Source organism: Streptomyces mutabilis, assembly GCF_014649815.1.
GTDB classification, from domain to species: domain Bacteria; phylum Actinomycetota; class Actinomycetes; order Streptomycetales; family Streptomycetaceae; genus Streptomyces; species Streptomyces mutabilis.
In genome coordinates, this window is sequence record NZ_BMTT01000002.1 from 801,899 (window position 1) to 822,628 (window position 20,730).

Sequence of the window (20,730 nt, forward strand, 5' to 3'; positions counted from 1 at the left end):
GACCGCCGGGTGCGGGAGCACTCGGAAGCCGATAAATGCCGTGCCCCCCGGGCCGACCACCGGTAGCGTCGGCCGACGTGATCGACGTACCGGAGGCGCTCGCCGCCGCGCAGGCGAAGTACAACGGAGAGGCGGGCCGCGCCTTCGTCGACGCGCTGCCCGCGCTGGCCGCCGGCTTCCTGGACCGCTGGCAGCTGCGCCTCGACGGGCCCGCCATGCACGGCTGGGCGGCCCTCGTCCTGCCCGTCGTCCGCCGCGACGGCACCCCGGCCGTGCTCAAGCTCCAGATCCTCGACGCGGAGACCGAGGGCGAGCCCGTCGCACTGCGCCTGTGGGACGGCGACGGGGCGGTAAGGCTGCTGGACCACGACGCTGCCACCGGAACCATGCTGCTGGAGCGGCTGGACCCGGCCCGCACGCTCAACGGGGTCGCGGACTCCCGCGAGGCCGTCCTGGTCGTAGCCCGGCTGCTCGCCCACCTCACCGCGGCCCCGGCGCCACCCGGCGTGCGCCGCCTCGGAGACATCGCGCGCGGCATGCTGGAGCGGACACCCCGGGCCCTGGAACGCGTCCCCGACCCGGCGGACCGGCGCCTGGTCGCCGACTGCGCGGCCGCCGTGCGGGAGGTCGCGGGCGAGCCCGGCGACCGGCTGCTGCACTGGGACCTGCACTACGAGAACGTCCTCGGCTCCGATCGCGCCCCGTGGCTGGCCATCGACCCCAAGCCGCTGGCCGGCGACCCCGCCTTCGACCTGATGCCGGCCCTCGACAACCGCTACGACCCGGACGAGACCCTATGGCGGTTCGACGCCATGACCGACGTCCTCGGACTCGACCGGGAACGGGCCCGCGCCTGGACCCTCGGCCGCGTCCTGCAGAACTGCCTGTGGAACGTCGAGGACGGCGACCCGCTGGAAGCCGTACAACTGGAGATCGGGCGGACGCTTCGCACGCCGTGAGCCCTCGGCAGTCCCTGGAGGCCGCCGGGCCGAGCCCGGTGGACTCAGTCCTGCGGGAGAGAGCGGGTGCCGTGGGGGCGGTCGGGGGCCAGGGCGGCCGGCAGTTCGGTTCGGCGGCGAATGCGCAGCTTCCGGTAGGCGCTGGTCAGGTGGGTCTCCACGGTGCGCCGGGCCAGGTGGAGCAGGTCGGCGATCTCGGTGTTGGTGCGTCCGGCGGCGGCCAGTTCGGCGATCCGGCGCTCGCTGCCGGTCAGCGCCCCGGGGCCGGTCCCGGCGCTCACCGGGCTCCTGGCGCCGCTGTCGCGCAGAACCTGCCCGGCCAGGGCGAGCAGCCGTACGGCGCCCTTGCGTTCGGCCAGGTCCGCCGCCTCGCGCAGGCGGTTCCGGGCACGGCCGCGTTCGCCGGCGGCGAGGAGCTGGCGGCCCTGGGCGAGCAGCGCCTCGATCAGTTCCGTGCCGGTGTCGACGGGCCCGTCCCGCAGGGTCCGTACGGCCTCCTCGGCGAGCTCCAGACCGCGCCGGCCCCCGGTCGCTGAGCCCAGTACGCGCAGGGCACGGCCCACGGTGCGCGGGGTGTTCCACACCCGGGCCAGCCGCAGTTCCTCCGTCGCCAGGGCCAGCGCGTCCTGGCCACCGCCCAGCGCCAGCCGACACTCCGCGACCGCCGTCCGCCACGGGGTGACGACGGGGCTGACCACGTCGCGGGCCGCCTGCCGCCGTCCGCACTCCAGGAAGTCGTGGAGCGCTCCCACCACGTCACCGGCGGCGGCCCGCTGCACGCCCCGTGCGTACAGGAAGCGGTTCAGCTCCCAGGACTCCGGCGCCCGGCGCAGGTCGAAGGCGCGCGCGAGCCGTCCGGCCGCTTCGGTCCGGCCGGTGTGGACGAGTGCCATCAGGGCGTGGGCGTCCCGGTTGGTGGGCGCGGTACGGGGAGCCCCCGCGTCGGCGCGGAAGTCGTCGGCGAGCAGGCGGGCGTGGTCACCGCGGGCCGCGGCGATGTCGGCGCGGGTGTTGAGGAGCGCGTGCTGCATCGGGTGCAGCAGGGCGGGGTGCTGCCCGGCCAGCCCGCGCTCCACGAGCCGTTCCGCCTCGTCGAGTTCGTCGGCCCACTGGGCGACCGCGGCGGCCGTACCCAGCAGGAACGGCTCCGCCAGCGGATCGCCGGGTTGCGCGAGCAGGGCCCGTACGCGCGTCATCGCCTCCTGCGCCGAGATCAGCCCGGCGGTCGCCCCGTACCGCACCAGCAGCGCCTGTCCGGTGGTGCCGAGCAGCTCCGGCGCGTGCTCGCCGGTCTCGCACAGCCACCGGTACACCTCCTGGCGGGTCGCCAGGTCCTGGTCGGACAGCAGCGCGCCGGCGGCCTGCACGGTGCGGGTGAGGCCCGGGTGGCCGGACAGCCGGCCCTCCGTGCGGCGCAGCACCTCCATGGCCGTACGGATCTCGCCGCGGGACGCGAGGGCGGTGCCGAGGGCGACGGCCGTACGGACCCGGTTGCGGGGGTCGGCCGGCAGGTGCTGGGCCTCGGCGAGGCGCGCGATGGCGGCGGGGGCGTCGGCCGACGCGTACTCCAGGGAGCCCAGTTCGGTCAGCAGCCGCTGCCGCAGGTCGTCGGCGAGCGGCTCGTCCAGCGCCCGGCGCAGGTAGGCGACGGCGTCCGCGGGCCGGGCGTCGTGCACGGCGACCGTCACCGCGTCCCGCAGCACGCGCAGCGCCCAGGGCTCCGTGACGGCCGGCGTCCGCAGCAGGTGCCGGGCGACCGCCTCGACCCGGCCGCCCCGGCGCAGCGACGCCTCGGCCGCCGCCCGGTGCGCCGCCTCCCGGCGGGGGCGGGGCCAGCCGGTGAGCACGGCGTCGCGCAGCAGTGGGTGGGCGTAGCGGGGGCGGCCGGAGGCGTCCCGCCGCAGCAGCCCGAGCCGCGTCATGGCGGCGAGCCACCCGGCGACACGGGCGGGGTCGGCCCCGGCCGCCTCGGCCAGCAGAACGACCGGATCACCGGGGTCCGCCTCGGCACGCGGGCCACCCCAGCCGTCCCTGTCCGTCCCGGCACGCGGGCCACCCCGGCCACCGATGTCCGCGCTACCGAGCAGCCCATCCCGACCAACGGCGTCCGCGCTTCCGAACAGCCCACCCCGATCACCGGCGTCCCCCTCCGCCGGCAGCCCCGCCCGGTCGCCGTCCGGGCCCTTGGGCCACGCCTGTTCCAGTGCCGCCAGGCAGCGGGCCACGTCGGCCGTCGCGGTGCCGGCGCTGTTCAGCCACCAGGAGACGGCCGCCGGGTAACTGCCGGGGTAGAGCTCGGCGCAGGTGGCGGGCAGGGGCGGAACGCCGTCGGGCGCGGAGCCGTCCGGGCGCGGGGCGCCGCCCAGGTCGTCCAGCAGGGCGTGCAGCAGCAGCGGGCTGCCGGCGCCGGCGCGTACGCACTGCGCCGTCCAGCGCGGCCCGGCCCCCGGGAAGGCGTCCCGGACCAGGCCGGCCGCCGCCCCGTCGCCGAGCGGGGCGAGGGTGTGGGTGCGCACGAGGGAGGGGGACAGGGTCTGGGTGAGACCGGCCGGCCGCGGGTCTACGTCGTACTGGCTGCGCTCGGTGACCACCAGCAGTACCGGTAATCGGTCCAGACGCCGGGCCGCCTCCAACAGCCAGCGGCGCGAGGGGTCGTCGGCCAGGTGGACGTCGTCGACGGCCATCATCAGCGGACCCTCGTCCGCGTACGACCGCAGCAGCCGCCACAGCCGGGCCGCGCTGCCGCGGTCGTCGCCGCCGGGCGCGAGGTCCGTGAACTCCGCCACCGGGCAGAGGAGTTGTCGGACCGTGGCGAAGGGCACCGCCGTGCCTTCGGGCGAGCAGCGCGCACGCAGGACCCGCAGGCCGCGGTCCGCGGCGTGCCGCGCGGCGTGCTCCAGTACGGCGGTTCTGCCGGTCCCGGTGGCGCCGCGCAACAGGACGAGACCCCCGGTGCCGGCCAGGGCGCACTCGGTCTCCGCCGCCACCAGCGCCCGGGCGTCGTCGCGTTCACGGAGCGATCCGGTCATCGGGTGCCTCCTGTGGTGGTTGGTGCTCCGCCGGTCTGTGAGACGTACGAATGCGGTCGGGCGTGGTGTGACGTGGCCCACGCGTGGCAACGGTGTTCCGTGGGCCGGACGGTGGCTGTGGCGAGGCTCACGGTGCTGCCCGCCCACGGCCACGAACCCGCGCTCCCTTGCGCAGGATCCTCTGACCTGCTGAAACGTCTGCCCGAGGCGCGTTGGCGACGGTTGTCGTCGTGGCCTCGTGGTGTGCCTCGTGGTGGTCCACGATTGCGCGGTCCCAGCAGTCACAGAAGTGTGGAACACGCTCATCCGCTACCGGCCAGTGCCGGACGGCGGGCTCGAGAACATGGGGGAAACGGTTGTTCAACTCACCCCGGACCACCGCCGCATTCGCTCTCGGCACCGGCCGGACCACCGGTGTCACCGACCGGCGCGTCCCGGTGGCGGTGTCCGCTCCGGACCCGATCAGCCGCGAGGGAGCGGTCAGCCAGTTGCGGCGGCACCCGGAGATCGACCTGCGCGAGGAGTCCGGCCCCGGCACGGTGGCCCTGCTCATCGAGGACGCGCTGGACGAGACGGCGCTCACCCGGCTGCGGCGCATCGTGCGCAGCGAGGGCGCGCGTGCCGTGCTCGTGGTCGGCACGATCCGCGAGAACGAACTGCTGGACGTCGTCGAGTGCGGTGTCGGCGCCATCGTGTGGCGCCACGAGGCCACCGCCCACCGGCTGGTGCAGGCGGTGCTGGCCGCCGCCCGCGGCGACGGCGACCTGCCCGCCGACCTGATCGGGCGGCTCATCAGCCAGGTGGGCACCCTGCACCGGGGTGCGGCGGGCCGTCCCGGCGCCCCCTCACTGGGCCTCGCGCCCCGCGAGGTGGACGTCCTGCGACTGGTGGCCGAGGGTCTCGACACCGGTGAGATCGCCGGCAAGCTGTCCTACTCCGAACGGACCGTCAAGAACGTCATGCACGGACTCACCACGCGACTTCACCTGCGCAACCGCGCGCACGCCGTGGCCTATGCCCTGCGGGAAGGCTACATCTGACCGAACAGGCAGTCGAACGCGGCCCGTAGGGGCCGATGGGGCAAAGCGGCCTGCCCGGACGCCGTCCCCGGCGCGCCTGCGCGCGGTGTGCCGCCCGGGGCACGATCGGGGCGGACGGCGGGCCGGGCGGAACGGCAGTGCGGGCAGGGCGGGAGCGCGAGAGTGATCCACGAGGTGGACGAGGTCCTCAAGAACCTCCTTTCCGGCGGGGCGTTGACGGGATCGGGCATCGACGTGTCCTTCGAGGCCCCCACCCGCGACTGGGCGGCCCGGCGCAACGCTCCCTCCGTCAACGCCTACTTGTACGACATCCGCGAGGACGTGGCCCGTCGGCAGCGCGGTCAGATGGCGGTGCGCGACGAGGACGACATCGTGGTACGGCGCCGCCAGCCACCGCGCTGGTTCCGGCTGTCGTACCTGGTGACGGCGTGGACGAAGACCCCGCAGGACGAGCACCGGCTGCTGTCCGCCGTACTCGCGACCCTGCTGCCCCGCGAGCTCCTGGCCCCCTCCGAACTCCCCGGCTCCCTGCGGGCTCTGGGCCTGTCGGTGCCGCTGACGGTGGCCGGCATCCAGACGGAGTCCCGCTCCCTCGCCGAGATCTGGTCCGCCCTGGGCGGCGAGCTCAAGCCGTCCCTGGACCTGGTGGTGACCGCGCCCTTCCCCGCCTTCCCGGAGTACGACGCCGGGCCCCCGGTCACCGAGGGCGCGACCGTCCGGGTGCGCGACCTGGCCGACGACACGACGGAGCCCACCGGGCGCTCCCACCGCCCCCACCAGGTCGCGGCCGCCCGCGCCGCCCGCGCCGCCGCCCGCAAGAACCCGGCCGCCCGCCCCGCGGACCCCCGGTGACCGCCCCCCACACCACCTCCGGCGGTCCGGCCCCCGATCACGGGCCCGCGACGGACCCCGTGCACGACGAACGCCCGGGCACAGATACCCCCCGGTACGGCCAGGACCCAGGCGGCCCGACCGCCTCCCGCGGCGCCCCCGCCGCCGCCCCCGCCCTCCTCACCCGGCTGGCCGTGCTGCGGGAGCGGGTGACCGCGCTGGTCGAACGGCGTGCCGCCGGCGATCCCACCGCCGACGACCCGCTGCGGGGCCTCTACCTGTCCGAGGAGGCGGTACGGCACCTGCTGCGGACCTGGCCGCCCACGGCCACCGGCGACGACGGCCCCGGGGCGGACCCCGGCCTCGGCGCCGGCCTCGGCGGTGGCCCCGCCACCGACCAGGGCACGCAGACGACCGACGGCCGGACGGCCGACCGGCTGGCTTCCCTGGCAGTCCGGGCGGGGCTGACCGAGCTGGACGTCGCCGTGCTGCTCGCCGCCCTCGCCCCCGACGTCGACCGCACCTTCGAGCCGCTCTACGGCTACCTCAACGACGACGTGAGCCGCCGCCGGGCCACCGTCGGCCTCGCCCTCGACCTGTGCGCCGTACCCGCGCACGCCGCGGCGGCCCGCGCCCGGCTGCACGCCTCGGCACCGCTGCGTGCCCTCGGCCTGCTGGACGTCGAGGAGCCGGAACGCCCGTTCCTGACCCGTTCGCTGAGCGTCCCCGACCGGCTGATCGGCCACCTCCTCGGTGACGACACCCCGGACGCCGCCCTGCTCGGCCGCCTGCACCCGATGCCGGAGCCGCTGCCCGCCGACGCCGCCGCCGAGGATTTCGCGCACCGGCTCGCCACCCGCCTCCTGGCCGGCCCGCACACCGTCCACCTGCGGGAACAGCGCGAGGGCGACGGCCTGGCCGCCATCGCCTCCGCCCTGCGGCTGGCCGGCCTCGACGCGCTGCACTGCCCGGACCCAGGGGACCACGTCCCCGAGCTGCTGCGGGAGGCCCGCCTCGGCGGCCGGCTGATCGTCGTGCCGGGCCTGCCCGAACGGCCCGGCCCGCTGGTGCGGGCGCTGACCGCGGCGAGCGACGTGACCGTGCTGCTGACGGACCCCCGCCCCTACGACCCGCACTGGTCGCCGAACGACCCCCTGGTCCTGGAGGCGCCGTCCCGCCGGGCCGGCGGAACGGCCGCCTGGCGGGCCGCCCTGGGCACGGACGCCGACGCCTTCGACCTGGCCGCCACCGTCGCCCCGTACCGCCTGGGCGGCGACCGCGTCCGGCGGGCCGCCGAGGCCGCCCGCGCCCTAGCCGCCTTCGACGGCGGCCCGGTCACCGCCGACCACGTCCGGCTCGCCGCCCGCCGCCAGTCGGCTTCCGGGCTGGAGAGCCACGCCCGGCGCATCCGGCCCGCCGTGGACTGGAACGACCTGGTCCTGCCCGACAAACCCCTCACCCAGCTGCGTGAACTCGCCCTGCGCGCCCGCCACCGCGACCGCGTACTCGGCGACTGGCGGCTCAGCGCGGGCGGCGGGCGCGGCCGGGGCGTGCTCGGCCTGTTCGCGGGCGAGTCCGGCACCGGCAAGACCCTGTCGGCCGAGGTGGTCGCGGCCGACCTGGGCCTGGACCTCTACGTCGTCCAGTTGTCGTCGATCGTCGACAAGTACGTCGGCGAGACCGAGAAGAACCTGGAACGGATCTTCACGGAGGCCGACCGCACCGACGCCGTCCTCCTCTTCGACGAGGCCGACGCGGTCTTCGGCAAGCGCTCCGAGGTCAAGGACTCGCACGACCGGTACGCCAACATGGAGAGCGCCTACCTGCTCCAGCGGCTGGAGTCCTTCGACGGCATCGCGCTGCTGACCACCAACCTGCGCGCCAACATCGACGAGGCGTTCACCCGGCGCCTGGACCTGGTGGTCGACTTCCCGTTCCCGGACCCGGGGCAGCGGCTGGCGCTGTGGCGGCACGGCCTGACCCACGTACCGTCCGCCGACGGCATCGATCCGGAGCCGCTGGCCCGGGACTTCGAGCTGGCCGGCGGTTCGATCCGCAGCGCGGTGGTCACCGCCGCCTACCTGGCCGCCGGACGCGGGGGGACGGTGACGGCGGACGACCTCCTGGAGGGCGCCCGCCGGGAGTACCGCAAGGCCGGGCGGCTGGTGCCCGGCGAAGGCGGCTGGTGACCGTCAGACCCCGGGCGTAGCCGCAGCGACCATCGCTGTCAGTCCTTCTCCACCGGGACGATCTCCCACTCCTGGTCGTCGGAGTTGGTGCAGGTGTAGATCGTCAGCCGGGCGAAGAGGCCGCCGCCGTTGGCGTTGGACACGTCCAGGCAGCTGTTCTCGCTGACGAAGTTGCGGATCCAGTAGGCGCCGCTGGGCTGCTTGTCGATCCACCAGAGCTGGTTGTCGGCGAGCGTGCCGTCGCAGTGGAACTCGGAGACGGGCGTCGTGATGGGCCGGGAGCCGTGCTCGCCCAGGTCCATGCAGAACTCGTCCTTGACGTTCCGGATCTGGAAGAGAGCCGCCCCGCCGGGGCCGCCCTTCTCGTACTTCACCTCGAGGTCCCAGATCTGGTTGTCCCCGTCGGTGTCGTCGCAGACGGCCTGCTGGACCGGGCCGTCTATCTCCCCTTTCCCACGGCCGGGGAGTTCGGCGCACATACCGGTGGTTGCGTTGCGCAGCAGGACGTTCTCGGCGGGCACCACCGGCTTGGGCTTCTCGGGCCCCTTGGACTCGCCGCCACCGCCGCCACCGCCTCCGCCTCCGTCGTTCTTCGGTTCCTCGGATGCCGGCTGCTCGGGCGCGAGCGGTACCTCGGGGGCCGCCTCGGCGGAGCTGGGGAGGGTCTCCGGCGACGCGCTGGGGCTCGGCGCGAGGGCGGCGCCCGCCTGCTCCACCTGCTCGGTGGCACTGCTGCGGACCTGCGGCTTGTACGCGATCCAGATCATCACGAACGCGATGGTCAGTGCCAGCGCGAAACCGAAGAAGGTCGCCAGCCAGCGCGGCAGGAATCCCCGCTGGACATACGTCCCCTCCACCTCCGTCGGATCGACCCCCGACCGCCGCACCGCCAACGTGTACGGCCGCTCCTCCTTCGACCCGAACCAGATGACCTGCCGCGGCTTGAGCGTCGTCTCCACGAACGCCGCACGCCCCGGCTCGATCTGCACATTCCCCGGACGGATCTCGTACGACAGATGATCCCCGGTATCACTCCCGGAAACCGACGCCGTGACCTTCGTATTACCGAGATTGTCCACCGCCAGCCGCGGCCGCCCCCGGAACCGGCCCTTCACCGTCGGCGGCACCAACTCCGCCCGCACCTCGGTGAACGGCGTGATCGTCAGGTTGCCCTCCGGAACCGTCACCGCCTCCGGATGCTCCGTCGGCGTGATCCGCACGGCGTACGGATTCGGCCCCGCCACGGCATCCGGCGTACGCGGCGGAGCGAACGTCACCTCGACGGTGCCGGTGGTCCCGGGGTAGAGCCTGAGCGTCTGCGGCTCCACGGTTGTCCAGGGCGCCACGTCCCCCACGGGCTCGAACCGGTACTCGTCCACCACGTCGCCGGTGTTGCGCACCCGAAGGCGCACACGCGTACTGCTCCCGGGATCGACGGTGACGGACGCGGGCTCCAGGGAAGTCCAAAGGCTCACGCCTCGACGCTAAGCGGGAGTCGCCGAGTCGTCAGGAGCCGCCGGGGCAGGGCCTGCTGCCCGAAAGGGCGGACACCACGAGACCTCACCGCCCCGGGCGATCCCGCTACTCCTCCTCCGCCCGCTGCGCGACGACGGACGGGGCGACGCTCGCGCCCGCCCGGAAGGCGGCGCCGTCGGCCTCCGCGGCACGCTCGGAACCCTGCCCGGGGTCGGTCACGGTCACGCCCGCGCCGTTGTCGTCGCCCGTCTCGCGGATGCCCCGGAGGTTCTTGTCGAGGTGGCTGGTCTCGTGCGCGAGGATCTCCGTGTTACCGACCGCGGCCGGGCCGAGGAAGATGTCCTTGCCGACCGTCATGGCCTGAGCGCCCAGTGCCGCGGTGGCGCGCTGGGCCGTCGGGTTGTCGTGGACGCGGCCCTCGGAGAGCCTGTCGTTCCGGTAGAACGACTTCGCCTGCGCGAGGAACTCCCCCGGCAGCGGGCTGCTCGGTGTGGCCTTGGCGGCCTCGAGGAGGCTGCGCTGGGCCTCCGGCGCGGTGTCCTCCCCGGCCCCTCCGTGGTCGCACCCCGGCCCGTGCTCGTGCCCCACGGCCTCCCGGCGCTGCACGGCCGGGGCCTCGTGCCCGCATCCCGGGCCGTGCCGGTGCCGTTGCGTCTCGACGGCCCGGGCCACGGCCGCGTTCCCCGCCATGTGCTGCAGGTTCAGCATCCGTTGGACCGGTGCGCTCGGCGGGATGGCGCGGCGAGTCGTGTCCCGCTCGTCGGACGGCCGGCTCCGCGTTCCGTGCGCGCGCACGATGCTCCCTTCGACACCGGTCGGTTGACCACCCACCCTCACCGGCGCGCCCCCACTGCCGACAGGTCCGCGAGGGCAGCTCCAGGGGCATGCGGTGCGGCCGGCGTTCCGCCGTCCCCCTGAAGGTGCCTTCGCCGTGCGGGCCGCTCCTGCGAAGGTCTCTCCCGTGACGGCCGTCCTGCCCCAACGGGCACGGCAGGGGGCAGTGTCGGTGCCCCCGCTCCGGCCCCCGGGGCCGTTTCGGCGGGCGCAACGCGCGCGCGAGGGTGAGGGGCGTACTGTCTCGTACCCCGAGGAGAGCAGAGCATGCCGTCCTACCTGTCGCCCGGCGTCTACGTCGAGGAGGTGGCCAGCGGCTCGCGCCCGATCGAGGGGGTGGGCACCTCCGTCGCGGCCTTCGTCGGGCTCGCGCCGACCGGCCCGCTGAACGAGCCCACGCTGGTCACCAACTGGACGCAGTACGTCGCGGCGTTCGGTGACTTCACCGACGGGTACTTCCTCGCGCACTCCGTCTACGGGTTCTTCAACAACGGCGGCAGTGCCGCGTACGTCGTCCGGGTCGGCGGCTCCGCCGAGGACGCCGCCGGCGAGGGCTCGGCCGCCGCGCCCGCCGCGGTCACGGGCACGGCCGCCCCCGCCGCTCTCCCCGCCGCCGAGCCCAGGCAGCTCGGCACGTTCGCCGTCACGGCCACCGCCGCCGGCCGGCACGGTCCGCTGTCCGTCGAGGTCGCCGACCCCGAGGGCGAGGGCCCCGCCGAGCGCTTCAAGCTGATCGTCAAGGACGGCGACAAGCCCGTCGAGACCTTCGACGTGAGCGCCAAGAAGGGCAACCGCGCCTACGTCGTCACCCAGGTCAAGGAGCGCTCCGCGCTCATCACCGTGACGGAGGCCGCGCCGTCCGCGCAGCTGGCCCGCCCGGAGAACCAGACCCTGACGCTGCCCGCGCCGCCCGCCGCCCCCGTCGACACGGCCGCCCCGGCGGCCAAGGGCGAGGTCTCGCACCCCGGCCCGGCGCAGTACCTCGGTGACTCCGCGGACCGCACCGGCTTCGGTGGCCTGGAGGCCGTCGACGAGGTCTCCATGGTCGCCGTGCCCGACCTGATGGCCGCCTACCAGCGGGGCGCGATCGACCTGGAGGCCGTCAAGGCGGTCCAGCTCGGTCTGATCGCCCACTGCGAGCTGATGGGCGACCGCGTCGCCGTCATCGACCCGCCGCCCGGACTGAACGCCCGGCAGATACGCGTCTGGCGCCAGGAGACGGCAGGCTACGACTCCAAGTACGCGGCCCTCTACTACCCCTGGATCAAGACCTTCGATCCGGCCTCCGGCCAGTCCCGGATGATCCCGCCGAGCGGCCACGTCGCCGGCATCTGGGCCCGCAACGACTCCGAGCGCGGCGTGCACAAGGCTCCCGCCAACGAGGTCGTCCGCGGCGCCGTCGACCTCGAACTCCAGATCACCCGCGGCGAGCAGGACCTGCTCAACCCGATCGGCGTCAACTGCATCCGCGCCTTCCCGGGCCGCGGCATCCGCGTCTGGGGCGCCCGCACCCTCTCCTCCGACCCGGCGTGGCGCTACCTGAACATCCGCCGGTACTTCAACTACCTGGAGGAGTCGATCCTGATCGGCACCCAGTGGGTGGTCTTCGAACCGAACGACCACAACCTCTGGGCCCGCATCCGCCGCAACGTCTCCGCGTTCCTGGTCAACGAGTGGCGCAACGGCGCCCTGTTCGGCCAGAGCCCCGAGCAGGCGTACTACGTCAAGTGCGACGAGGAGACCAACCCGCCGGAGTCCGTCGACCTCGGCCGGGTCATCTGCGAGATCGGCATCGCGCCGGTCAAGCCCGCCGAGTTCGTGATCTTCCGGCTGGCCCAGTTCTCCAGCGGCAGCGGGGAGCTGGAGGAGTAGGCGCGTCCGCCCACTCCCCGTAAGCCCCCTCCCATCCCCAGAAGGACAGCGAACACATGAGTCTCCAGCCGGGTGACGCCCTCACTTCACACAACTTCGGCCTCCAGATCGACGGTGTGATGGTCGAGTACCTCGCCGAGGTCAGCGGCCTCACCCTCGAACAGGACGTCATCACCTACCAGCAGAACAGCGCGCAGGGCCGGGCCGAGGTGGCTCTGCTGCCGGGCGTCCAGAAGAACGGCCAGTGCACCGTCGTGCGCGGCATGACCCAGTCGGCGTCGTTCACCCAGTGGATCAACGACTCGATCCGCGGCCAGATGAGCACCGCCCGGAAGAACGCGTCGATCATCATGATGGACTTCCAGGACAACCCGGTGAAGCGGTACAACCTGCGCAACGCCTGGTGCAGCAAGATCGACACGAGCACGGTGAAGGCGGGCGAGGCGGCGGCCCTGACCGAGACCGTCACCATCGTGTTCGAAGAACTGGTCATCGAGTAATGCGGCGTACGGCTGCCAAGGCACCCGCCGCGGCACCACCCCAGACTGCGGCGGCGGGAGCGGACTTCCCCCGTTCGGCTCCCGCCGCCGCGCCGACGGAGGCACCGGCCGACCCGGCACCCCGCCGGGAACTGGTCACCGAGTTCCCCTTCGAGCTGCCGCGCGGCTACGTCGACGAGTCGGGCACCGTCCACCGGGACGGTGTGATGCGCCTGTCGACGGCACGGGACGAACTGGTCCCGCTGCGCGACGTGCGCGTGCAGGAGAACCCCGCGTACCTGTCGGTGGTGCTGCTCGGCCGGGTCATCACCCGGCTGGGCACGCTGACGATGGTGCACGACGGGATCGTGGAGAACATGTTCGCCTCCGACCTGGCGTTCCTCCAGGACTTCTACCGCCAGATCAACGCGGAGGGGCACACCCGCGCGGCCGTGCAGTGCCCGCACTGCTCGGAACCCTTCGAGGTGGAACTCGGCGGGAGCCGCCTGGGGGAATCGTGACGTACGCGACCGACCGGCTGCACGAGGAGATCGCGTACGTCGCCTACCACTTCCACTGGGGCCTGGACGCGATCCTGGACCTGGAGCACCAGGACCGGCGCCGGTACACGGAGCAGATCGCGTCCCTCGTGACGCGCGGCGCGGCGGAGGGCTGATCGGTGGGATTCCTGGACCGGCTGCGGGGACGCGACGGCGGCACCGGCAAGGGTGACGGCGGGGCGGGTTCCGCGGGCCACGCCGCGGCCGTGAGCACGACCGCGCCCGGGGACACGCCCGCGGGCGGGAGTGCCGCGGGCACGTCGGCCGGGGTGGACGTGCCCGGTGTGGCGGGCCCGTCGGGTGCGGTGGCCGCCGCCGCGTGGACGGCCCTCCCGCCGATCCAGCGGGCGACGGGTGGCGGCCGGACCGGCGTCGCGGACTCCGGGTTCGGCGGGCGGCTGCCGACGTGGCAGAACCCGTCGTTCAGCGCGGCACCGTCCCCCGCGGTCCTGGACCCGACGGCCGGCCACGGCCTGCTCTCGGGCGCGTTCGCCGAGCCGGCACGGCCCGCCACGGGAGCCGAACGCCCCTCGCGGGGTCTGCCGTCGGCGTCCCCGGGCGGTGAACCGGCGGTGCGGCGGATGCCGGTCGCGCCGCTGCGGGCGATATCACCGGGGGCGGGTTCGGGGACGGCCACGTCCGCGTCGTGGGAGCCGGTGTCGGGTGCGACCACCGCGCCCGTGGGGCGCGGGCAGTCCCCGTCGCCCGCCGCGACGCCCGCGTCGTCCCCGGTTCCGCTCCCGCCGGTCCAGCGGTCGCCCTCCGCGAGGCCGTCGGCGTCCTCGGCGCCCGCGGCTCCGGTGGGCGCGGTGGTGCGGGGGGCCCACGGCGTCCGTGCGACGCCCGTGCCGCCCGCCGCGTCCCGGGCCCGGGAATCCCTCACCAAGGCACCGTCCGTTCCGGCGGCCGTGCAGCGCCGGGCCCTGCCCGCGAGCCGAGGGGCGACCGGTGACGTGTCCGGCTCCCCCGGGGCGGGGGATGGGCCGTCGTCGCCGGACGGCGAACGAGGGGATCACGGCGCTGCTTCGGCCTCTGCCTCCCCCTCCGCCCCGACCGCCCCGGCGTCTCCTTCGACTACGGATGCTCCTTCGTCCTCCCGGGCCCCGGTCGCCCCTCGGTCCTCTCCAGCCCCGCCAGCCCCTGTGTCCTCTTCAGCCCCGGTCACACCCGCCGACCGTTCCGTGCCCGGGACGGGACCGTCCGGTGGCCGTGCGGTCGCGCCGACCGGGGGGCCCGTCCAGCGGGCGGCGGGCTCATCCCGTCCTTCGCCCGCACGGCCAACGGACACCGCCGGATTCCGGGGGACAGCCGCGTCCCCAAGCGGGTCGGCGGGCGGGTCGGCGGGCGGCGCTCCGGTGCCGGGCCTCGCGTCCCGGCACGGCTCCACTTCCGGTTCCGGATCCTCTTCCGGTTTCGCGGCTACTTCCGTCTCCGGTTTCGCAGCTGCTTCCGGCTCCGGCTCCGGCTCCGGCTCCGGGCACACTGCCCCGGCGTCCGGCGCGCCGGTCCAACGAGTCGTGAACCGGCGGGGGGCGACACCCGCATCCGGCGGCACCCCGGCGCCGCGCATCGACGGGGCCGGCGACGGGGCCGGCGACGGGGCGGCGAGCACTTCCGTCGCCGACGCCCCGGTGCAACGGGCGACGTCCGGCTCGCGCACGGGCACGTCCGACGTCCGGAGCACGGCCACACCGAGCGGCGGTACGCCGGTGCAACGGGCGACGTCCGGCTCGCGCACGGGCACGTCCGACGTCCGGAGCACGGCCACACCGAGCGGCGGTACGCCGGTACAGCGAACGACGCCCGGCCCTCGCACGGGTGCGTCCGACGTCCGGAGCACGGCCACACCGAGCGGCGGTACGCCGGTACAGCGAACGACGCCCGGCCCTCGCACGGGCACGTCCGACGTCCGGAGCACGGCCACACCGAGCGGCGGTACGCCGGTACAGCGAACGACGCCCGGCCCTCGCACGGGCACGTCCGACGTCCGGAGCACGGCCACACCGAGCGGCGGTACGCCGGTACAGCGAACGACGCCCGGCCCTCGCACGGGTGCGTCCGACGTCCGAAGCACGGCCACACCGAGCGGCGGTACGCCGACACCCGCCACGCCGGTCCAGCGGGCCGTGCCCGCCTCCGGCCCCGCGCAGGCCGCCGCCGACCCCGGCGCGAGCCCCGCCGGTGCCCGAAGGGCGCCCGCCGCCGACAGCACGGCCACCGGAAGCGCGGGCGCGCGATCGGCATCCCCGCACACCCGCCCCTCCGGTGCCGCCGGCCGAGCAACGCCCGCCCCCGCCGGCACACCGACGACGGGCACCCCCGTACAGCGGTCCACACCCGGGAACGACCGTCCGACAGCGGCGACCCCCGGCACGCGCGACGGCGATCACGGCGCCGGTGTGCCCCCTCACGGGACCGGCAGCGCGGCACCCGGCAGCCCCCTGCCCACGGTCCGGCGAGCCGTGCCCCGCGGCACCCCGCCACCGGACCCGTCCACGCCCGTCACCACCGGCCTGCCCCCGGCGGACCCCGCCGGCAAGGGGCGCCCCGGCACCACCACGCCCACCTCACCGCAGACCGTCCACGGCATGACCGGGCCGCGGCCGTCCTCAGACCCTCCTCCGGCGAACCGCTCCCTCGACGCGGCCGCCACCCCACCTCCCGTCCAACGACGCGCGGCGACGCCCCGTACCACGGCACCGCACCCGCCCACCGGCCCGTCCGCCGCGCCCCCGGTGCAGCGCTCCACGGACCGCACCGCCACTCCCGGCGCCAAGCCGACTCCCGCACGGCCGTCGCTCCCGGGCGCCACCGAAGGGACCTTTCGTCCCCTCGCCCGACCGGGAACCGAAACGGCCACCACCCGACACTCCGCCGGAACCGAACGCGGAACCGACACCGGCACCAGCACCGACGCCGTACGCCCGCCCCACCCCAGCTCCACGCCCCGCACCGGCACCCCCCGCGCCGTCCCCCCGGTCCAGCGCAGCACCGCGGCACCACGCGCGGGCCTCGGCGCACCCACCTCCCAACCCGCCGGCGCCCTCCCGGCCTCGCCCGCGCCCCCGGCCCCGGCCGCGTCGCCCCAGCCCGCCACGCCCGCACTCCCGGCCCCCGCCCCCGCCTCCCTCCCCACCGGCCGACGCCGCTCCCCCCTCGGCGCCCCCCTGACCACGGCCCCGGCCGACAGCAGGCCCCTCCCCGCGGCCCCGCCGACCACCACGCCGGTCCAGCGAGCCACCGCCCCGACCCCACCCACACCCGTGCCCACGCCCTCGGCGTCCTTCCCCGGCGTCCCCACCCTCCCCACACCCCCGCCGGGCGGACGCGCCCCCCTGCCGACCACAGAGGCACCCGCACCCGTACCGGCCCCCCACACCACCGGCGCCCCCACACCCCCGCCGGTCCAGCGAGCCACCACCCCCACCTGGCCCGCACCCCCGGCCCCCGGCCCCGGCACGCCCCACACCGCGACCGTCGCCCCTCCCCCGGTCCAGCGGACCACCGCACCGGCCCCGGCGTCGGCCACGGCGTCGGCCCCGCCCCTCGCGCCCACACCCCCCGCCACGGCTCCCGCGCCGACACCCGGCGCCCCCGCTCCCCCCGGCCGGCGCACCCCCGTTCAGCGCACCCCCGCCAAGCCCGTAACCCTGCGCCGGTCCGGCCCGCCGGACACGGCCGCCGTCCGCGCCCCGCTGCCCGTGGCGCCCCTCACCCCACCACCGGCTGCCCCGCACCCGCCGCTCCACTCCGCCGGCGCCTCCGTGCCGCCACCCGCGGCCACCACCCCCGCGCACCCGGTCCAGCGCGCCCCCGGCCGCGCCATCGGCGCGCTGGCCGCAGCCGCGTCGGCCACCGTGGCCTCCACCCTGGGACACTTCCGGCCGCCCTCGTCCCAGCAGTCACCCACGCAGGCGTCCACGCAGCCACTCCCGCACTCGCCGTCGAACACCCCACCGCCGCCGCCCTACGGACCGCCCCCCTCGTACAGCGCGGCCACGACCCCGCCCGGCGGTCACCCGCCCCGCACCCCGGCCGCCCCGGAGACGGACCCGCCGCCCGCGTACAGGGCGGTCCCCGCGGGCGGGTTCGACCCGCGCGAGCTCACCGACTTCCAGCTCGACGAGCTGGTGCACCGCATCATCGGCCGCGTGACCCGCCTGGTCCGCACCGAACTGCGCATGGACCGCGAACGCGTCGGCAGACTCCGCGACCCCCGCGCCTGACCGGGCGCCGCTCGACCCCAGCGCCCCACGGCTCGCTCACCGACAGAAAGGCCACCCCCGATGCCCCGCCAGGACCCGGGCTCCACGATCTGGTTCACCCTCACCATCGACGGCGAGAGCCTCGGCTACTTCAACGGGTGCGAAGGGCTGTCGTCCCAGGTGGAGATCGAGCAGCGCCAGGAGGGCGGCAACAACGGGTTCGTGTGGCAACTGCCCACCCGCGTCTCGTACTCCAACATCCGGCTGACCCGGCCCCTCACCCCGGACACGGCCAAGGTCGCCAAGTGGATCTCGTCCGTGCAGACCGGCATCAAGCGGCCCACCGCGCAGATCTCGGCACTGCGCGCGGACGGCTCGCTGGTCGCCCGCTGGGGGCTCATCGAGGTGCTGCCCGTCAGCTGGCAGGGCCCCAGCCTCGACCCCGCGAGCCCGGCCGTGGCCACGGAGGTCCTGGAGATCGCCCACCACGGGTTCACGGACTGACGGCGCCCCCGCAGCAGAGGGACAGAAAGGGAAGAGAGCCATGGCACAGAGCGGCAAGGGCGCCGGCAAGAGCCTCGTACGCGCCAACCTCGCCATCCACGAACCGCCCACCGGCACGACCACCACGCCCGGCGCGCTGATGCGCAGGTTCGGCTTCGAGTTCAACCCGGCGCAGCTGTCCCTCACCCAGCGCGCCCAGTGGAAGGCAACGCCGACCATGGCCGTGCGGGACGGTTCGAAACCGGAGTTCATGGGCGCCGACCCGCGGGAGATGACCCTGGAGGTCTTCCTGGACTCCTCGATGAAGCCCAACGGCAACACCGTGATGAAGAAGGTGGAGTCGCTGCTGCTGTGCTGCGAGGTGACCGCCAAGAGCATCGCCGCCAAGCAGCCTTCGCCGCCCTGGGTGGTGTTCGAGTGGGGCTCCTTCTCCACGGCCCGGTTCACCGCCTACGTCTCCTCCGTCGAGGCGCAGTACACCCTCTTCGGCACCACCGGTGTCCCGATCCGCGCCACCTGCCAGGTGTCCCTCGTGGAGATCCCCGGCCCGACCCAGGGCCAGAACCCGACCTCCGGCGCGCTCACCGCCCAGCGCGTGCACCGGGTCGTCGCCGGGGACTCCCTGCAGTCGCTGGCGTGGAGCGAGTACGGCAGTGCGAGCGCGTGGCGGGCGATCGCCGAGGCCAACGGCATCGACGACCCCTCCCGCCTGCCGACCGGCACCGAACTGATGCTGCCCGCGACCGAGGAGGTGCCTCACTGATGGTGCGTCCCGCGTTCTCCAGCATCGTCGAGGTCAAGATCGGTGGCGCGAAACTGCCCTCCGACATCGCGCCCATGCTCGTGGAGGGCTGGGTCGACCAGGGCGTCGGCGTGCCCGCGGCGTTCCGCCTCACCTTCCGCGACCCCTACCGTCTGGTCCTGGGCAAGCTGGACGTGCAGTTCGGCACCAAGATCGTCATCACTCCGATCGCCGACGGGCAGGGCATCGGCAAGCCCCTGCTGACCGGCGAGGTCACCGGCCTGGAGGCCGACTACGACGGCACCGGCAGTTTCACCGTCATCCGCGGGTACGACTACGGGCACCGCATGATGCGCCAGCGCCGGGTGGCCGCGTACCGCAACCAGAAGGCCTCCGACATCGCCCGCAAGCTCGCCACCATGGACGGCGTGTCCATCGGCCGCATCCAGCCGACGATGGGCATGTACGGGTTCATCAGCCAGTCCAACGTGACCGACTGGGACTTCCTGTCCCGGCTCGCCGACGAGAACAACATGGTCATGTCCCTGGACGCCAAGGGGAAGTTCCGCTTCGTCACGCCGAAGCCGTCGGCCGGGGCGCCCTCCCCGAAGACGGACGGCGACAAGAGCACCTTCGTCCTCCAGGCCGGCCACGACATCCTGCGGCTGCGGGCCGCCGTCACCGCCGCCGACCAGGTCGGCAAGGTCGAGTCGCGCGGCTGGAACGTCACGACGAAGAAGAAGATCACCGAGGTCGCGCCCGCCACCACCGACCCCGGCATCAGCATCGGCTCGACACCCGGCCAGGCCGCCGGGAAGTTCAAGCCCGCCAAACTCGTCGAGACCGCCAACCCCTACGACAAGCAGGACGAGGTCCGCCACGCCGCCAAGGCCCTCGCCGCCGACGTCACCTCCTCCTTCGCCGAGCTGGAGGTCGCCGTCTACGGCAACCCCGACCTCAGGCCCGGCGTCCCCGTGGCCCTCTCCGACGTCGGCAAGCCCTTCGAGGGCAAGTACACCGTCACCTCGGTGCGCCACGTCTTCGGCGACGGCAGGCACTACGAGTCCTGGATCACCGTCAGCGGACGCCAGTGGCGTTCCCTGTACGGGCTGGCCTCGGGCGGCGGCGGAGGCGGGGGCGTGGACGCCGCGAGCGCGGCCCGGCTGCCCAGCGTCGCCAACGCCATCGTCACCGACGTACAGGACCCGCTGAAGCAGGGCAGGGTCAAGCTCCAGTTCCCGTGGCTGGACGACACCTACGTCAGCGACTGGGCGCGCACCGTGCAGCTGGGCGGCAAGGGCGGCGGCGGGGTCTTCCCCATGGACGTCGGCGACGAGGTGCTGGTCGGCTTCGACCGGGGCGCGCTGGACCACCCGTTCGTCATCGGTGGTCTCTACAACGGGCGGGACCTGCCGACCAAGGTCTCGGACGTGCCGCTGCACGACGGCCTGAAGAAGCAGGCCGCCCGGCACACCCTGTCCGACCGCCAGGGCAACCGCGTCGACCTGCTCAGCCAGCGCACCGGTGGCCGCAAGCAGGGCGTGCGGATCGCCAGCGGCAACGACAAGCTGATCATCAACCTCGACCGCACCCAGACCGAGATCACGGTCGACAGCAAGGGCTCGGTCAGCATCACCGGCAGCCGGTCGGTGTCGGTGGAGGCGGGCACCAGCCTCACCCTGCGCGGGCGCCGCTCCGTGGTGATCGACAGCGGCGGCCCGCTCACCCTCAAGGGCAAGGCGCTGGTCAGCCTCACGTCACTGGGCGGGGCCGTCAACGTCAACGCGATGGGCGGCGCCATGAACCTGTCGTCGAGCGGCATGACCTCCATCAACGCCACCGGGATGGTGTCGGTCAACGCCGTGGCCAACGTGAACATCAAGGGCATCAAGGTCGATCTCTTCGGTGCCGTGTTCGTCAACACCGTGAAGTACCCGCTCCCCGCATGACCGGACGACGACCGCCGTACCGGCCCAACGGGCCCACGGCGCGTACAGGAAAACGAAGGCA

At 74.7% G+C, this 20,730-nt stretch carries 15 protein-coding genes; 12 read left to right on the plus strand and 3 right to left on the minus strand.

Annotated features, from left to right (window positions below; all coding sequences use genetic code 11):
• The first annotated feature begins 35 nt into the window (after positions 1–35).
• On the plus strand, positions 36–959 hold the full coding sequence (locus IE142_RS07955) for an aminoglycoside phosphotransferase family protein (protein ID WP_370466314.1): 924 nt from the start codon (positions 36–38) through the stop codon (positions 957–959).
• 44 nt (positions 960–1,003) lie between these two features.
• Here the strand turns inward: IE142_RS07955 and IE142_RS07960 are convergent, their stop codons facing one another.
• Positions 1,004–3,988, minus strand: coding sequence for a helix-turn-helix transcriptional regulator (locus tag IE142_RS07960; RefSeq protein ID WP_191884995.1), 2,985 nt, complete (start codon positions 3,986–3,988; stop codon positions 1,004–1,006).
• Positions 3,989–4,344: 356 nt separating this feature from the next.
• Here IE142_RS07960 and IE142_RS07965 point away from each other — a divergent pair, with 356 nt between their 5' ends.
• From IE142_RS07965 to IE142_RS07975, 3 genes are all read left to right on the plus strand, one after another.
• Positions 4,345–5,028 carry a helix-turn-helix transcriptional regulator gene (locus tag IE142_RS07965; RefSeq protein ID WP_043381831.1) on the plus strand — a complete coding sequence of 228 codons (684 nt, stop codon included), beginning with the start codon at positions 4,345–4,347 and terminating at the stop codon, positions 5,026–5,028.
• Between the two features lie 162 nt (positions 5,029–5,190).
• Entirely contained in the window at positions 5,191–5,880 is a 690-nt protein-coding gene (locus IE142_RS07970; protein ID WP_191884996.1) for a Pvc16 family protein, read from the plus strand.
• 173 nt (positions 5,881–6,053) lie between these two features.
• Positions 6,054–8,048, plus strand: a complete 1,995-nt coding sequence (locus IE142_RS07975; RefSeq protein ID WP_370466316.1) for an ATP-binding protein — start codon at positions 6,054–6,056, stop codon at positions 8,046–8,048.
• A 38-nt stretch (positions 8,049–8,086) separates the two neighbouring features.
• On the opposite strand, the gene IE142_RS07980 is transcribed toward IE142_RS07975, so the two are convergent.
• Both IE142_RS07980 and IE142_RS07985 read right to left on the minus strand, forming a co-directional pair.
• Complete coding sequence (locus IE142_RS07980; protein ID WP_191884997.1) at positions 8,087–9,523, minus strand: RICIN domain-containing protein; 1,437 nt, start codon at positions 9,521–9,523, stop codon at positions 8,087–8,089.
• Between the two features lie 106 nt (positions 9,524–9,629).
• Positions 9,630–10,214: an eCIS core domain-containing protein gene (locus tag IE142_RS07985; protein WP_229830232.1), complete on the minus strand. Its 585-nt coding sequence runs from the start codon at positions 10,212–10,214 to the stop codon at positions 9,630–9,632.
• Positions 10,215–10,625: 411 nt separating this feature from the next.
• Between IE142_RS07985 and IE142_RS07990 the strand changes: the two genes are divergently transcribed.
• The 8 genes from IE142_RS07990 (at position 10,626) to IE142_RS08025 (ending at position 20,669) form a co-directional block, all read left to right on the plus strand.
• Entirely contained in the window at positions 10,626–12,230 is a 1,605-nt protein-coding gene (locus IE142_RS07990; RefSeq protein ID WP_191884998.1) for a phage tail sheath subtilisin-like domain-containing protein, read from the plus strand.
• 56 nt (positions 12,231–12,286) lie between these two features.
• Entirely contained in the window at positions 12,287–12,730 is a 444-nt protein-coding gene (locus IE142_RS07995; RefSeq protein ID WP_019326684.1) for a phage tail protein, read from the plus strand.
• The gene (locus IE142_RS08000; protein WP_100048406.1) at positions 12,730–13,230 is read left to right on the plus strand and encodes a hypothetical protein; all 501 of its coding nucleotides are present in this window, start codon (positions 12,730–12,732) and stop codon (positions 13,228–13,230) included. The genes IE142_RS07995 and IE142_RS08000 overlap by 1 nt, the downstream gene beginning before the upstream one ends.
• Positions 13,227–13,385 (plus strand): DUF6760 family protein, encoded by a 159-nt coding sequence (locus tag IE142_RS37490; protein ID WP_019326686.1) that lies wholly within the window; start codon positions 13,227–13,229, stop codon positions 13,383–13,385. The genes IE142_RS08000 and IE142_RS37490 overlap by 4 nt, the downstream gene beginning before the upstream one ends.
• Before the next feature lie 2,283 nt (positions 13,386–15,668).
• Positions 15,669–17,495 (plus strand): hypothetical protein, encoded by a 1,827-nt coding sequence (locus tag IE142_RS08010; RefSeq protein ID WP_191885000.1) that lies wholly within the window; start codon positions 15,669–15,671, stop codon positions 17,493–17,495.
• Positions 17,496–17,555: 60 nt separating this feature from the next.
• Entirely contained in the window at positions 17,556–17,978 is a 423-nt protein-coding gene (locus tag IE142_RS08015) for a phage tail protein (RefSeq protein WP_100049521.1), read from the plus strand.
• 40 nt (positions 17,979–18,018) lie between these two features.
• Positions 18,019–18,741 carry a CIS tube protein gene (locus IE142_RS08020; protein WP_043381858.1) on the plus strand — a complete coding sequence of 241 codons (723 nt, stop codon included), beginning with the start codon at positions 18,019–18,021 and terminating at the stop codon, positions 18,739–18,741.
• Complete coding sequence (locus IE142_RS08025) at positions 18,741–20,669, plus strand: VgrG-related protein (protein ID WP_191885001.1); 1,929 nt, start codon at positions 18,741–18,743, stop codon at positions 20,667–20,669. The genes IE142_RS08020 and IE142_RS08025 overlap by 1 nt, the downstream gene beginning before the upstream one ends.
• The last annotated feature ends 61 nt before the right edge of the window (positions 20,670–20,730 follow it).

Coding starts and splice junctions, on each gene's coding strand:
- IE142_RS08000 (WP_100048406.1), top strand. CDS start 12,730: ATGCGGCGTACGGCTGCCAAGGCACCCGCCGCGGCACCACCCCAGACT.
- IE142_RS08015 (WP_100049521.1), top strand. CDS start 17,556: ATGCCCCGCCAGGACCCGGGCTCCACGATCTGGTTCACCCTCACCATC.
- IE142_RS07960 (WP_191884995.1), bottom strand. CDS start 3,988: ATGACCGGATCGCTCCGTGAACGCGACGACGCCCGGGCGCTGGTGGCG.
- IE142_RS07995 (WP_019326684.1), top strand. CDS start 12,287: ATGAGTCTCCAGCCGGGTGACGCCCTCACTTCACACAACTTCGGCCTC.
- IE142_RS08025 (WP_191885001.1), top strand. CDS start 18,741: ATGGTGCGTCCCGCGTTCTCCAGCATCGTCGAGGTCAAGATCGGTGGC.
- IE142_RS08020 (WP_043381858.1), top strand. CDS start 18,019: ATGGCACAGAGCGGCAAGGGCGCCGGCAAGAGCCTCGTACGCGCCAAC.
- IE142_RS07985 (WP_229830232.1), bottom strand. CDS start 10,214: ATGGCGGGGAACGCGGCCGTGGCCCGGGCCGTCGAGACGCAACGGCAC.
- IE142_RS07990 (WP_191884998.1), top strand. CDS start 10,626: ATGCCGTCCTACCTGTCGCCCGGCGTCTACGTCGAGGAGGTGGCCAGC.
- IE142_RS07955 (WP_370466314.1), top strand. CDS start 36: ATGCCGTGCCCCCCGGGCCGACCACCGGTAGCGTCGGCCGACGTGATC.